At 46.8% G+C, this 14,977-nt stretch carries 15 protein-coding genes; 13 read left to right on the top strand and 2 right to left on the bottom strand.

Annotated elements, in window-relative coordinates; translation table 11 throughout:
• Window positions 1-19: 19 nt before the first annotated feature.
• Both C504_RS0105175 and C504_RS0105170 read right to left on the bottom strand, forming a co-directional pair.
• The gene (locus C504_RS0105175) at window positions 20-766 is read right to left on the bottom strand and encodes an SDR family oxidoreductase (RefSeq protein ID WP_018688246.1); all 747 of its coding nucleotides are present in this window, start codon (window positions 764-766) and stop codon (window positions 20-22) included.
• Between the two features lie 9 nt (window positions 767-775).
• On the bottom strand, window positions 776-2,230 hold the full coding sequence (locus tag C504_RS0105170; RefSeq protein WP_018688245.1) for an aldehyde dehydrogenase family protein: 1,455 nt from the start codon (window positions 2,228-2,230) through the stop codon (window positions 776-778).
• 185 nt (window positions 2,231-2,415) lie between these two features.
• On the opposite strand from C504_RS0105170, the gene C504_RS0105165 reads away from it, so the two are divergent.
• The 13 genes from C504_RS0105165 to C504_RS0105105 all read left to right on the top strand — a co-directional run bounded on the left by C504_RS0105165 (window position 2,416) and on the right by C504_RS0105105 (window position 14,977).
• A complete protein-coding gene (locus C504_RS0105165) occupies window positions 2,416-3,483 on the top strand; it encodes a Gfo/Idh/MocA family protein (RefSeq protein ID WP_041951496.1) in 1,068 nt (355 codons plus the stop codon).
• 24 nt (window positions 3,484-3,507) lie between these two features.
• A complete protein-coding gene (locus C504_RS0105160) occupies window positions 3,508-4,521 on the top strand; it encodes a Gfo/Idh/MocA family protein (protein ID WP_018688243.1) in 1,014 nt (337 codons plus the stop codon).
• Window positions 4,518-5,588 carry a Gfo/Idh/MocA family protein gene (locus C504_RS0105155; protein WP_018688242.1) on the top strand — a complete coding sequence of 357 codons (1,071 nt, stop codon included), beginning with the start codon at window positions 4,518-4,520 and terminating at the stop codon, window positions 5,586-5,588. The genes C504_RS0105160 and C504_RS0105155 overlap by 4 nt, the downstream gene beginning before the upstream one ends.
• Window positions 5,589-5,624: 36 nt before the next feature.
• Window positions 5,625-6,905, top strand: a complete 1,281-nt coding sequence (locus C504_RS0105150) for an ABC transporter substrate-binding protein (RefSeq protein WP_018688241.1) — start codon at window positions 5,625-5,627, stop codon at window positions 6,903-6,905.
• A gap of 76 nt (window positions 6,906-6,981) precedes the next feature.
• On the top strand, window positions 6,982-7,950 hold the full coding sequence (locus C504_RS0105145; RefSeq protein ID WP_018688240.1) for a carbohydrate ABC transporter permease: 969 nt from the start codon (window positions 6,982-6,984) through the stop codon (window positions 7,948-7,950).
• The gene (locus C504_RS0105140; RefSeq protein WP_018688239.1) at window positions 7,943-9,001 is read left to right on the top strand and encodes a carbohydrate ABC transporter permease; all 1,059 of its coding nucleotides are present in this window, start codon (window positions 7,943-7,945) and stop codon (window positions 8,999-9,001) included. Before C504_RS0105145 ends, C504_RS0105140 begins: the two co-directional genes overlap by 8 nt.
• A complete protein-coding gene (locus tag C504_RS0105135; RefSeq protein ID WP_018688238.1) occupies window positions 9,002-10,090 on the top strand; it encodes an ABC transporter ATP-binding protein in 1,089 nt (362 codons plus the stop codon).
• A gap of 121 nt (window positions 10,091-10,211) precedes the next feature.
• Complete coding sequence (locus tag C504_RS0105130; RefSeq protein WP_026317238.1) at window positions 10,212-10,481, top strand: hypothetical protein; 270 nt, start codon at window positions 10,212-10,214, stop codon at window positions 10,479-10,481.
• 270 nt (window positions 10,482-10,751) lie between these two features.
• A complete protein-coding gene (locus C504_RS17240) occupies window positions 10,752-11,282 on the top strand; it encodes a hypothetical protein (RefSeq protein WP_041951587.1) in 531 nt (176 codons plus the stop codon).
• A 12-nt stretch (window positions 11,283-11,294) separates the two neighbouring features.
• Window positions 11,295-12,569, top strand: a complete 1,275-nt coding sequence (locus tag C504_RS0105120; RefSeq protein WP_018688235.1) for an imelysin family protein — start codon at window positions 11,295-11,297, stop codon at window positions 12,567-12,569.
• Between the two features lie 13 nt (window positions 12,570-12,582).
• On the top strand, window positions 12,583-12,900 hold the full coding sequence (locus C504_RS0105115; RefSeq protein WP_018688234.1) for a (2Fe-2S)-binding protein: 318 nt from the start codon (window positions 12,583-12,585) through the stop codon (window positions 12,898-12,900).
• A gap of 59 nt (window positions 12,901-12,959) precedes the next feature.
• Window positions 12,960-13,445, top strand: coding sequence for a bacterioferritin (gene bfr / locus C504_RS0105110; protein ID WP_018688233.1), 486 nt, complete (start codon window positions 12,960-12,962; stop codon window positions 13,443-13,445).
• A 50-nt stretch (window positions 13,446-13,495) separates the two neighbouring features.
• Window positions 13,496-14,977 carry a di-heme oxidoreductase family protein gene (locus C504_RS0105105; RefSeq protein WP_018688232.1) on the top strand — a complete coding sequence of 494 codons (1,482 nt, stop codon included), beginning with the start codon at window positions 13,496-13,498 and terminating at the stop codon, window positions 14,975-14,977.

Here is a 14,977-nt window from a genome sequence, read left to right as displayed (position 1 = left end):
AAGCTTTTGCTGAATTGCTTTAGATGCAACGCCCTCCATCAACTTCCATACATACACCAGTCACCATGCTGGATTCATCCGAACAAAGATAAATTGCGGCATTGGCCATATCTTCTGGTGTTGAAAAACGTCCCATAGGAATCGTGGAGAGAAATTTAGCACGCATTTCAGGGGTGTCTTCACCCATGAAGGTTTTGAGTAGCGGTGTTTCACCGGCAACGGGATTGATCGCGTTCACTCTTATGCCTTCAGGCGCGAGCTCTATCGCCATGCTTTTGGTGGCGTTGTTCATCCAGCCTTTGGATGCGTTGTACCAGCTGAGGCGCGGGCGCGGGCTAACGGCGGCTGTTGATGCTACGTTGAGAATTGCGCTTGCTTGGTTTTTCCTCATGTGCGGTACAATGTGCTTAGCCGTTAGGAAAACAGACTTGCAGTTGACGGCAAACACCTTGTCGAAATCTTGTTCGGTAATTTCATCCAAAGGTGCGGGCAGGTGGGTGGTGCCTGCGTTGTTGACCAATACGTCGATTTTTCCATAGGTTTCGAGTGTTGCTTCTACCATTGCTGCAACGCTTTGATCATCGGCAACATTGGTTTTAATTGCACGCGCACTTTGGCCAAGTTCACCGGCCAGCTCATTTGCCAAATCGATATTGAGATCGGCAATCATTATTTGCGCCCCTTCGGATGCAAATTTTCGTGCAATACCAGCGCCAAAACCTGATGCTCCACCGGTAATGATCGCGACTTTATTCTTCATTCGCATGGGTAATTCCTATCCGTGACGTGCTGCGACTGTTTTTAATGTTGAAAATCCATATAGGGCTTCAAACCCTTTTTCACGGCCATGGCCTGAAAGGCCTGATCCGCCAAAGGGTAATTCTACGCCGCCGCCAGCACCATAATTATTCAAGAAGACTTGGCCGCTGCGCAAGCGTTTGGCAAGGCGCATTTGGCGCGCACCATTTTCGCTCCAGACAGAAGAAACAAGCCCGAAATCTGTGCCATTGGCTATCGCGACCGCTTCTTCTTCGTCTTGAAACGGAATTATAACTTGCACAGGTCCGAATATTTCCTCCTGTGCCAGAACATGTTCTGACGATGCTCCAGACAATAATGTTGGTGCGATATAAGCGCCGCCTTGAGGAGCGTCTTCGACTATCTTGCCTTTTCCTATGATTTCCAGATCGCCTGCTTTTTGAAGATACCCCTCAACGATTGATTTTTGGCGCGCAGAGATGACTGGGCCAAGATCAAGGTCTGCCATAGCTGGGCCAACTCTCAATGCAGAGTAACGTTTTGCCATTCTTGAAGCGACTTCATCATATAGGCTTTGATGCACTAAAATACGTGAAGAAGCTGAACAGGTTTGGCCTGCATTTTGGATGCCTGCATTAACGAGAAAAGGCAGTGCTGCATCAAGGTCTGCATCTTCAAAGACGAGCTGGGGTGATTTGCCACCCAGCTCCAATGTCACTGGTATAACATTTTGTGCAGCGGTTGCCTGAATTGCGCGGCCAGTAGGCACCGAACCGGTAAAGGAAATGTGGTGAACACCTTTATGACTGCTGAGTGCTGCACCTGCCTCGCTGCCACGGCCGGGAACGACATTGAGTGCGCCTGCGGGAAGGCCAACCTGTCTTGCAAGATCAGCAAATGCCAGTGCTGTTAAACATGCTTCTTCTGCTGGCTTTAATACGCAGGCATTTCCCATTGCTAAGGCTGCGCCTACTGATCTGCCGATGATCTGCATAGGGTAATTCCACGGAATAATATGTCCCGTTACACCATGGGGTTCACGTAGCGTATAAACAGTATATCCATCTAGATAAGGGATGGTTGTGCCATGAATTTTATCAACAGCGCCGCCATAAAATTCTAAATAACGCGCCAGTGCCAACACATCTGCACGTGCTTGGCTAAGAGGCTTACCAACGTCCAAAGCTTCAAGCTTAGCCAGTCGTTCAGTGTTCTCAAGAATCAAAGCACTTAGCTTAAAGAGAAAACGTCCGCGCTCTGGTGCTGTCAGTTTCCCCCATTCACCATCAAGGGCAGACTGTGCAGCAGTAACGGCATCATTGATGTCAGCAGAAGATCCTGCAGCTATATCGCAAATTACCGTACCATCAGAAGGGTTGATGAGATTAATCGTTTCACTGCTATGGGATTGACGCCATGCGCCGCCAATAAAACATCTATTAGTTTCAAACCAAGTATCAGGCTGGCTCATTTGTTTCTCCATTTCAGTTTTAATCTTGCATGTAATTTATATGATGCAAAGTGTACTTATTATTCATGCCCAAAAATATTGTAAATATTTCTAATAGCCAATTTGTACATGTCATGAAAACCTAATTGTTTTTTCCATCTTTTTGGTGTTATTGAGAGTCGATATACTTGTATACAAGAGGCGTTATGACAATCGATAAAGACCAAAATCGTAGAAGGGTAGTCATTATTGGCGGAGGCATGGTCGCTAAGACGCATCTTTTAGCTTTGGCCGATCTTGCTAGTAAAGTTGACGTTGCGGGTATTTTGACACGCAGCAAAGATTCTGCACAAAAATTTGCAGATTCGACGCAGAATGTACTCGGCTACAAAATTCACCCCTATGATCGTATCGAAGAGATTTGCTCCGATGCATCTATAGACTTTGCTATTGTTTTAACGCCGCCAAATGCGCGCGAAGAAATCATTGGCGAGCTGGCCCAGGCAGGCAAGCATATTTTGATGGAAAAGCCGGTCGAGCGCACAAGCGTCGCTGCGGCTGGCCTTGTTGATCTGTGCGAAACGCAAAATGTTACGCTCGGTATTGTTTTTCAGCACCGCGTAAGAGAATCCTCAACCAAGTTAAAAACTTTGATGGATGCGAACGCGTTTGGTGCGCTGCATATTGTGGAAGCGCGTATTCCGTGGTGGCGTGAACAATCCTATTATGATGAGCCGGGACGCGGAACTTATGCGCGTGATGGCGGGGGTGTTTTAATTAGTCAGGCAATTCATGCGCTGGATCTTATGCTGAGTTTGACCGGTAAAGCAAAATCAGTTCAGGCAATGGCGCGAACAAGTGCCTTGCATGAGATGGAAGCAGAAGACCATGTGTCTGCCGGTGTCGAATATGAAAATGGTGCGATAGGTTCAATCCTTGCGAGCACGGCACTTTATCCTGGTGATGCGGAATCATTGTCTTTTCAATTTGAAAAAGCAGCGGTTTCTTTGCAGTCCGGTCTGCTTTCAATCAAGTGGCGTGATGGACGCGAGGAAGTGATTGGCGAAGCTGGTGGTACTGGCGGCGGAGCGGACCCGATGGCGTTCACGCATGATTGGCACCGCGGTATTATTGAAGATTTTGTCGATTCATTGAATGAGGGGCGAGCCCCCATTTGTCCTGGACGCGAAGCGCTAAGCGTTCACAATCTCATTGATGCGATCGTTCAATCATCGACTGAAAAATGCGCTGTCACTGTTCAAGATAACAACTAACAACATTTTATAGGAGCCGTTCCGTTGGCTAAAACGATCAAATTTGCTGCAATGGGTCTCGATCACCGTCATATTTACGGCATGTCACAAAACATGATGAATGTTGGTGCTGAATTTGTCGGTTGGTGGACGGATGGAAATCCAGAAACTCTAGACGGGTTTGAAAAGCGCTTTCCAGATGCCGTGCGTCTTAGTGACCGCAATGCAATTCTTGAGAACCCAGACATTGATCTGGTTTTGATCGCAGCAGTTCCATCTGATCGTGCGGCACTTGCCATTGAAGCGATGGAAGCTGGCAAGGATGTCATGGTCGATAAACCTGGCTGTACGACTATGGAACAGCTGGAAGCCATTAAAGCATGTGTCGCGCGCACAGGCCGTATTTGGTCGGTCAATTATTCAGAGCGTTTTGAAGTTGCGTGCGTTACCAAAGCTGCAGAACTGGTTGCTGAAGGTGCGATTGGCAAAGTGGTGCAAACCATCGGCATGGGGCCGCACCGTTTGAACCGTGATATTCGGCCTGATTGGTTCTTCGACAAACAAAAATATGGCGGCATCATTTGCGATATAGCTTCGCACCAGATCGATCAGTTCTTGTTCTTTACTGGTTCTACTGATGCAAAAGTGACAATGGCGAGTGCAGCCAATTATGCAAATCCAACTGATAAAGGATTGCAGGATTTTGGTGAAGTTGCACTGCGCAGCGACCAAGGCCACGGCTATATTCGTGTGGATTGGTATAATCCTGATGGATTGCCGACATGGGGTGATGGGCGCCTGACCATTCTTGGCACAGAGGGCTATATTGAATTGCGCAAATATGTTGATGTGGCGCGCAGCGAAGGCACAGATCATGTCTATCTCGTGAACAAGGATCGCTGTGAGTATATTGATGCTTCAGATGCAGGATATCCATATTTCTCTCGTTTGGTTGCAGACATTGAAAACCGTACTGAAACAGCCATGAGCCAAGCGCATTGTTTCAAGGTCATGGAACTGGGTTTAAAAGCTCAAGCAATGGCGGATGCTACTCAATGAGTAAGGTTCTCAAAGTAGCAATTATAGGCGCTGGAATTGGGCGTGAGCATCTTGCTGGTTATCGTGCTTTGCCGGACCGTTTTCAGGTCAGCGATATTTGTGATATTGATGAAGCGCGCGCGAGAGAGATTTCGGGGGGCGACACTGCCATTTCTGTTACCTCAGATTTTGATTCACTTTTAATACGTGAAGATATTGATTTAATTGATATTTGTCTGCCGCCGCATCTGCACTTTGATATGTCGATGAAGGCACTTGCAGCGGGTAAGCATGTGGTGTGCGAAAAACCGCTTGTTAATTCTCTAAGAGAGGCAGATTTGCTTGCAGCGCAGGCAGCTAAATATGGCAAAATGCTTTTTCCGGTTTTCCAATATCGTTTTGGGCCTGCGATTTCAAAGCTTAAAGCTTTGATTGAGCTTGCAGGCAAACCGCTGGTTGCCAGTATTGAAACTCATTGGAACAGGGAAGCCGATTACTATGCCAACCCTTGGCGCGGCACATGGAAAGGCGAGCGGGGCGGCGCTATTCTTGGCCATGCCATTCATAATCATGATCTTCTTTGTGCAATCTTCGGCGGTGTGAAAAAGGTGAATGCTTTCGTTGATACGCGGGTTAATGACATTGAGGTTGAAGACTGTGCGTCCATTTCATTTGTTATGGAGAGCGGTGCTTTAGCAACGAGCTCAATCACGCTTGGTGCAGCAAAGGATACTTCAAGATTAAGGTTTGTGTTTGAAAACCTAACGGCGACAAGTGGTACATCGCCTTATAATCCAGCTGAAGATGAATGGACTTTCGAAGCTCGTGGACGTGTGACACAAGATCAAGTTGATGCAATAGTATCAAAGGTTGATTTTGTGCATTCAGGCTTTGCTGGTTTCTTTGAAGCACTGGCAGATTGCCTTCAAAATGATGGTAAAAATGCAGTAATTATCGAAGATGGCATAAGGTCACTTGAAATTGTATCAATGATGTATCAATCTGCTCGAAGCTGCGCGATAGTGCAGGCACCGATTACAGAAGGCGATGCCTTCTATGATGGATGGGCGCCAACGATTACAAGCTAATCTTGGCACTCGAATAGACACAAAGGGAGGAACCAGATGTCTATGAATTCAATGAAACTATTGCTCGCATCAGCGACTGCAATATCCGGCCTTGCGATGAGTGCGGGCACGGCTTTTGCGCAAGAAATTACGTATATGTGTTCCAGCGATGGAACAGAGTGCGCTACAGCACGCGAGATTTTTGACCGTTTCCAAGAGGAAAATCCTGGAGTTACAGTCAAAATCGATGAAGTGCCATATAAAGCAATTGTTGAAAGCCTGCCTGTACAGCTTGCCGCTGGTGATGCGCCGGATATGGCGAAAGTTACAGACCTTGGTGGTTTGTCTGAATATTATCTCGACCTTTCTCCATATGTTGATGCAGCCTATTGGGAGAAGAATTTTGGCGGCACGCTAGATTGGTACCGTAAAGGCCCAGAAGACAAAGGCATTTATGGTCTGCACTCACAGCTGACAATTACAGGCGCATATATCAACAAAACGCTTTTTGAACAGGCTGAAGTGGAAGTGCCTGGTCCAGATGCAACTTGGGAGGACTGGGCAGCTGCAACACGCGATGTTGCAAAGAAAACTGAAACACAGTTTCCTATGGCAATGGACCGTTCTGGCCACCGCATAGCGGGGCCTGCAATTTCTGATGGTGCTAAGCTTCTTGATGAAAATGGCGTTGGTATTCTCGTTGATGAAGGCTTCACAACCTATGTGAAGAAGTTCGTTGAGTGGAATAATGACGGCACAATGGCGCGTGATGTATGGGCCAGCACTGGCGGTTCAGCTTATCAAGCTGCGGATAAAGAGTTCATCAATGGACAGTTGGTGTATTATTATTCTGGTAGCTGGCAAGTTGCTAAAATGGACGAACAAATTGGCGATGCGTTTGACTGGGAAGTCGTTGGCACACCATGTGGCGTTGGCGGATGTACAGGCATGCCGGGTGGAGCTGGTATCGTTGGTTTTGCTTCAACTGAGCATCCTGAATTGGTCGCGAAGGCAATTGATTATCTTGCCCAAGAAGCCAACTATGCAGAAATGACTGCTAAGACGAAAAACATTCCTGCACATGCGGCTGTTGCTGCAAAAGGCGTCGAGTATTCGGATGCATCACCTGCAGCTGCTGCAGCTCTTAATGCTTGGAGCGCGCAAGTTTCCAAGATTTCGCCTGTTGCCTATGCTTATCAAGGCTACAAGAACAACCGCGCAATGTTCAACATTTCAGTTGAACGTATCACGCAGGCAATTGTTGGCGAGCTCACAGTGGAAGAAGCTATGGATCGTGCAAAAGAAGACCTAAAACAGGCTCTTGCTGAAACCAAGTAACACTATTGTGCCGCCGATATTAATGATATCGGCGGCACATAAATATATTGCAAACAGTTCGACGGGAGGGAACTAGATGCTCGCAGTGCTAAATCCGCTCATGCGCTTGATCGAAGTTCCGATGAAGTGGATGCAGGATATATTGGGTTTAAAAAATCCTGCTTGGTTGTTTCTTCTACCGAATCTTATTTTATTTGGGCTATTTGCCTTTTTGCCCGTCATAATCAATTTCGTTTATTCCTTTACTGGTAGTGATGGCATTCTGCTTGCCGATCGCCCTTATGTGGGAAGCCGTAATTTCGATTATCTGTTGGATTGCAGTAGTTATCTTGATCCAAATTCTTGTCGCGATGACTTCTTCTGGCGCGCTGTTCACAATACGATTTTATTTGTGATCTTGCAGGTTGGGTTAATGGTCGGATTTTCGCTGCTGACCGCAATTGTTCTTAACCGCAAAATTCGTGCGCGCGGGTTCTTTCGCAGCGTTTTCTTCTTTCCTGTGCTTCTATCACCTGTTGTGGTGGCGCTTATCTGGAAATGGATTTTGCAGCGGGAAGGCGTTTTGAACGCTTGGCTTGAAGCCGTAGGGCTTGATAGTTTTAACTGGCTGCTTGACCCAAGTTGGGCCTTTGGCTGGTCTGTGTTCTTGTCCATCTGGGCGCATATGGGCTTTTACACTCTAATCTTGCTGGCTGGCTTGCAAGCGATTCCGCGCGATGTATATGAAGCGGCGATGATGGATCGCGCGTCGCCTTGGCGGGTGTTCAGGCGCATTACGCTGCCGCTTTTAATGCCGACCATGCTTGTTGTACTGGTTCTGGCGCTGATTAAGGGCGTGCAGACTTTTGACGAGATTTTTGCCTTCACAGGTGGTGGTCCGGGTTCTGCGACCACATTTATCATTCAATATATTTATAATACGGGCTTTGCTGGAACGCCGCGCTTGTTTGGTTTGGCATCGGCTGCATCAATCATGTTGGCGATAGTGCTGGTAATTCTCACATTTGCGCAACTCTGGGCAAACAGGAAGAACGTTGATGGCTAATCCTGTTAAATTTCTTACACGAACACGCGGTAACGGTTTAGGTGGTCTGCACTGGACCGATTGGCTGTCTTACTTTTATCTGTTCTGCGGTGTTTTGTTGATGTTCCTGCCTGTTATTTGGCTTGGTTTCTCATCTTTTAAGACGGAGGCTGATTTGTTGCGCTTTCCGCCGCGGTTGTTGCCTATGGCGCAAGAAACAATCGTCGTTGATGGATATGATGATCCATTGCCGCTTTACCGTATTAAAGGCGGTGAGCATGAAGGCAAAACCCTCGCTCAAATTCGGCGTATTGGTATTATTGCTCAGATGGTTGATCCGGCGGTGCCTGATGAGCGTTTGAAGATCAATATCAAAGAGCGCGAACCTATCGAAAGTTTCCGCCTGGCTACGGAAAACTATACGGAGCTTTTTGAGAAGTTTAATTTCGGTCGTTATTTGTGGAACAGCGTGTTTATCACGGCGACGGCGACGATTATCATGCTGATTGTCAACTCCATGGCGGCGTTTGCTCTTTCCAAATATCAGTTCAAAGGCCGAACCGTTGTGTTGGCACTTGTGATTGGCACGCTCATGATTCCGCAGACCGTGGTTTTGGTGCCGTTGTTTTTGATCTCTAAAGAGCTTTATCTAACGGATAGTCTTTGGGGGGTTATTATTCCAGGCGCAGCTACGCCAACTGGTGTGTTTTTACTGCGCCAATATATGCTGACCATTCCTGATGAAATTCTTGATGCAGCGCGCATGGATAAAGCCAGTGAGTGGAAGATCTTCTGGCGCATAATTTTGCCGCTTAGTGCGCCAGCAATTGCAGTATTGGCCATTCTAGCCATTATGTGGCGTTGGAACGATTTCTTGTGGCCTTTGATCGTTTTGTCAGACAGCAATAATTTCACACTACAATTGGCACTGAATGCGTTTCAGGGGGATCTGAATACGCAATGGAGTAATCTGCTTGCCATGACAATGTTGGTGCTGTTGCCTATCGCAATTGTGTTCGCCTTTTTACAAAAATATATCGCGACGGGAATCGCGTCCACCGGGGGTAAATAAATGTCTCATCTGGTTCTGAGTAATGTGCGCAAATCTTATGGCGCAGCAGATGTGATCAAAGGTGTCGATCTGAGTATAGAGCAGGGCGAGTTCTGTGTATTTGTTGGGCCTTCGGGTTGCGGGAAATCGACTTTGTTGCGGATGATATCAGGTTTGGAGCCAATTACTGGCGGTACAATTTCGATTGGCGGCCAAGTGGTGAACAATATTCCTGCTGCCGACCGTGGGCTGGCAATGGTGTTCCAATCATATGCTCTTTACCCGCATATGTCGGTGCGCGAAAATCTCTCCTTTGGTCTTGAGAATGTTCGAACACCAAAACCGGAAATTGAGAAAAAAGTCGGTGAAGTTGCAACCATGTTGCAAATTAGCGAATTGCTGGATCGAAAGCCGAAAGATTTGTCTGGTGGGCAGCGGCAACGTGTTGCTATCGGGCGCGCTGTTGTGCGCGAACCATCAATTTTCCTCTTTGACGAGCCATTATCAAACCTTGATGCCGAATTGCGTGTTGATATGCGCGGCGAAATTTCGGCTCTCCACAAGCGTCTTGGCAATACGATGATTTATGTCACGCATGACCAAGTTGAAGCGATGACGATGGCTGATAAGATCGCTGTTCTGCGCTTAGGGCTTGTCGAGCAATATGGTGCACCGCTCGAAATTTATAATAATCCAGCCAATATGTTTATAGCCGGCTTTATCGGTTCGCCTAAAATGAATTTTCTAACGGGTGAGGTGACGGGTGTTACGGCTGGTAAGATTTCTTTCCAACCGACTGACGGTAAAGCGATCAAGCTTGATGCAAAGCGTTTTGATGTAAAAGCTGGCGACAAGGTAACGATTGGTTTTCGCCCTAACCATTTGACTGTTGGCACCAAAGCAAAGTCAGATATTGTCGTGAAAGTGCGCAATACGGAGCAGCTTGGCGGCGAATCCTTTATTTACACTTTTGCAGCTGATGGAACGCCAGTAACAATTCATTTGAACGGACAAACATCAATTGAAGCTGATAAGGATGTTGGCATTATTCTGGATCAAAACGAGTTCCATCTCTTTGATACAAACAGCGGCGTGACACTGAAAAAGTAACCGCATCAATATTTGACGTGCGAACTGCACAATAGGAGTTGGCTGTAGGCGGACTGTGTTGTAGCGGTTGTTATGGTAGTGAATCGCTGCTGTTTAACCAACACGAAAACACGAAACCATGATGTCTGCCGCTAAAATTGATCTGGCCCGCGAGATGATTTGCGGTGTTACTTCAGCCGATAAGTCTACTGCAATTACCTATCGGCATTTGGTGAGGTCAGCTTTACCGGACAATATTCGGAGCGGTCAGCAATCTGTCCTTTTCGCCGCAGCCAATGAGCGATTTGGCGAATTGCTTGCGGCAATAACTGTTGAAAACCATAAAGCTATTCAGGACAGTAGAGACGCGTCTTTGGCCGCTCTTAGTGAGTTAGAAAAACTATTTTCTTAAGTTTTAGCCTGTTGATTCACGCGAAATTGCGCTCAATCTGTGAAGAAAATTAAATAATCTCAATTGAAAAATGATGCCGTTGGTCTGCTTTTGTTTTAATTGTTGAGAGCTTAATTTATTGATTTTACATGATAAATTATATTTATTTGGTGCTTCGGGCACTCTGCTTGAACGCAGAGTTTAGAATCGTTTTAAACTTGAGTGTTTGACACATGTTTTTTGACATGTTTAATCGGACAAAATTAGTCAGGTTATATGGCGGTTCTGCAAATGCAGGGACAAACACACACTATTGCACATCGATATCTCAGCCGTCCGCCAGAGCGGTTAGTGTTGGAGGGCTATCGACATTGGACAGAGAGCGTCGTGACGCAATCACCTGTTCCTATGGACGCGGCGAATGATCTGTACCGCGAAATTCTTGGTGCGCAATTTTCGCGTCCAGCTTTTGTGGCAATGGCAGATTTTCTTCATACGTTAGGGCTATGTGCAAAATGCCCGCTTCATATGTTTGCAACCAATACGCCGAATATCTGCACGGATGAGACAATGATACTTGGTCTTATCTCCGGTATTCAAAACGGCGATGATGAGGCTGTAGAGCTTTGTCTTAGTGCGCTTAGCTGTCCGACACGCTGCGACGAAGTTGTTATGGCAGCGGGTTCTTTCGCGCTCATTTTGAAAGGCGCAGCAAAGATATTGATGCCAATCCCTTCAGAAGTTCTCACATCGATTTTAAACCATCACGCAAAAACAGCAGCGCATCGTTTTAACGATGTGTCGCCACCGACTTTTCACTAAAAGGAACGACTAATGAAACGCTCGATTACCGGAATTGCAATGCTTGCAGCTTCCACGGCACTCTTCACTTCGACAGCATTTGCAGAAGTGACAGCAGAAGCAGTTACCAAGACTTACGCTGATATTGCTTTGGCGAAGTTTGAAGATTCTCTCGCAACAGCAAAGAAACTGGACGCAGCGATTGATGCACTTGTTGCGGAACCATCAGAAGCAAACCTTGCTGCGGCAAAAGAAGCTTGGCTGGCCGCACGTGTTCCTTATCAACAAACGGAAGTTTACCGTTTTGGAAACGCGATTGTTGATGACTGGGAAGGCCGTGTGAATGCTTGGCCGCTTGATGAAGGTCTGATTGACTATGTCGACGCTTCATACGGCGCTGAAAACGATGAAAATGCGCTTTATGCTGCAAATGTAATCGCGAATAAATCAATTGCTATTAACGGCGAGACCATTGACGCATCAACGATCACACCTGAATTTTTGTCTTCGACATTGCAGGAAGCCGGCGAAGTGGAAGCCAATGTCGCGACTGGTTATCACGCGATTGAATTTCTTCTCTGGGGTCAAGATCTTAACGGTAATGATGCGGGCGCCGGTGCGCGCTCATGGACTGATTATGCGTCAGGCGATGAATGTACGAATGGTAATTGTGACCGCCGCGGCGAATATTTAGCGGCTGCATCTGATCTGCTTGTTGCGGACCTTGAAGAGATGGTTGCCAACTGGACAACGGAAGGTGAGGCGCGCGCAACACTTACTGAAAACCCTGAAAATGCGCTTTCTGTTATTCTAACAGGCATGGGTTCATTATCTTACGGTGAGCTTGCTGGTGAGCGTATGAAGCTCGGTCTGCTTTTGGGCGACCCTGAAGAAGAGCATGATTGTTTTTCTGATAATACGCACAACTCTCACCTGTATGATGCGGTTGGTATTCAGAATGTGTACAATGGCAGCTATACACGTGTTGATGGATCAAAAGTAGAAGGTCCGTCTATATCTGAGCTCGTTGCCGCTAAAGACGCAAGTGTTGATGCTGAGCTGAAAGAAAAACTCAGCAAAACTGTATCGCTTATGCAGACAATGGCGAAACGTGCCGAAAACGGTGAAGCCTATGACCAGATGATTAGTGAAGGTAATACCGAAGGCAATGCAGCTGTTCAGGCTGCGATTGATGGTTTGGTTTCTCAGACACGCTCAATTGAACGTGCGGTTGCAGCGCTTGAACTTGGCGAACTTGAGATTGAAGGTTCAGATAGCCTCGATAGCCCAGACGCTGTTTTCCAATAGGATCTGATCAATCATGATCGTATGTAGTTGTAACTACATTTCAAAAAATGACATTGAGGGAGTCGTTCGCGGCTTCCTTGATGATGATGCATGGCAGTTAATTACGGTTGGCAAGGTGTATCATGCTTTGCAAAAGCGCGGTAAATGCTGTGGATGTTTTCCCAATGCGATTGGCGTGATTGTTGAAGTGAGTGCGCAGTGGCACCGTGAGCAACAATCGCCAGAAGCCGAGATAATTTGCCTGCTTGATCGTATTAAGCACGAGCACGATCGCTTCGAAACTTTCAAATTAATAAACCAAAAAAGCAAAATGCAACATTTTGCGGCCTGACATTCTCGTTGGATTTGGCGTAAGCTATTCAGGACATTTTTCAAATAAGGAGTGGCCTGATGAAGGGCAATGAAAAAGTAATTGAGCGTTTGAATGAAGCGCTTTTTTTAGAGCTTGGTGCGGTGAACCAATATTGGCTTCATTATCGTTTGCTTGATGATTGGGGTTTTAAAAAACTTGCCAATAAAGAGCGCGCAGAAAGCATTGAAGAAATGAACCATGCCGACAAGCTGGTTGAGCGTATTATCTTTTTGGAAGGTTTCCCAAATTTGCAGTCTGTTGCGCCATTGCGCATTGGGCAAAATGTCAAAGAAGTGCTTGAATCTGACCTTGCAGGTGAGAAAGAAGCTTGGGCAAGCTACACAAAGTCTCGTGAAATTTGCGAAGAAGCTGGCGACTATGTTTCCAAAAACCTGTTTGAAGAACTCATTGCCGATGAAGAAGGTCATATTGACTTTATCGAAACGCAACTCGATTTGATGAGCAAAATTGGCGAAGAGAAGTATGGGCTTCTTAATGCTGTTTCTGCGGATGAGGCTGAGTAAAATTGTTACTAAAACGCTTCCGAATTGGATTGTGCTGTATACTTGTCGGCATGCCTGTATCTGCACAAAGTGCTGATTATGATTTTTCTTCAACTGTGCGTGACGATCTTTCAGATAAAGATCTTCAACGGGTTGAGAAAATTACAAAGCCGACTTTAGACTTTTCAAAAGCGGAGCGTTTTGAAACCAATCAAGGCGGCGCGGCAACGTCAACGAAAGTTGCAAACCGCGACGCCTTTTCACAATTTTCATCCAATCTAACTTTTGAGGATGAGCAAACCTTCAAACTTGGCAATGCGCTGTTTCGAAAATTGTGGGTGTCATCGCCTTCATCGACACAAGCATCGGATGGTTTGGGGCCGCTTTTTAATGCGCGTGCATGCCAGAGTTGCCACTTAAAAGATGGTCGCGGGCATCCACCCGAAGGCGATGATGATGCAACGTCTATGTTTTTGCGCCTTGGCAAATCAGGCAGCACTGCAGAAGAAATAGAAGCGCTGAATAATTATGTTTCTGCGACCATTCCTGATCCTGTCTATGGTGGGCAGTTGCAAGATTTGGCAGTGCCAGGTCTTACAGCTGAAGGCCATATGGTCATCGACTATCAAGAGCAGTTGGTGCAGCTTAAAGATGGCACCGAAGTCTCACTTCGAATGCCAACCTATTCTGTTTCCGATCTTGGCTATGGTCCGATGCATAAGGATACGACTTTATCGCCGCGGATCGCTCCGCCAATGATAGGGCTTGGGCTGCTTGAGGCCATTCACCCTGCTGATATTATCAAAAATGCGGACCCTGAAGATCTGGATGGCGATGGCATATCCGGAAAATACGCGATTGCGCGAATGCCGGTCACGGGTGAGCTAACATTAGGCCGCTTTGGCTGGAAGGCAGAAAATCCGACTGTGCGCCATCAGTCTGCATCAGCATTTGCGGGCGATATAGGAATTTCATCGCCTGATGTTGATAAACCTTTTGGTGATTGCACACAGCGCCAGCAAGCCTGTTTGGCTATGGCAACAGGTGTGCAAAAACGGCTCGGGAATACCGAAGCACCTGACCCTGTTCTCGAGCTTGTGACGTTTTATTCAAAGAACTTAGCAGTACCTGCACGCCGCGATGTGGAAGATCAGGGCGTCTTGCGCGGCAAAGAGCTGTTTTATGGTTCTGGCTGTGCTTCATGCCACCGACCTAAATTTGTAACGCGCCGTGATACGGATGACAAAGCGCAAGTTTTTCAATTGATCTGGCCATATACAGACATGTTGCTTCACGATATGGGCGAGGGGCTTGCGGACGGACAGCAGGTTGGCGTTGCGAATGGACGTGAATGGCGTACGCCGCCGCTATGGGGGCTTGGCCTAACGGAAACCGTAAACGGCCACACATTCTTTTTGCATGATGGGCGGGCACGAAATTTAACTGAAGCGATCATGTGGCATGGCGGTGAGGCAGAAAATGCCAAGCAAGCATTTGCCGATATGAATAAAACCGATAGGCAAGCACTTATCGGATTTTTGGAGAGCCTTTAA

This window comes from Ahrensia kielensis DSM 5890, assembly GCF_000374465.1.
Classification (GTDB): Bacteria; Pseudomonadota; Alphaproteobacteria; order Rhizobiales; family Rhizobiaceae; genus Ahrensia; species Ahrensia kielensis.
Note: the sequence above shows the minus strand (reverse complement) of the source record. Positions and strands in the feature narration are given on the sequence as shown.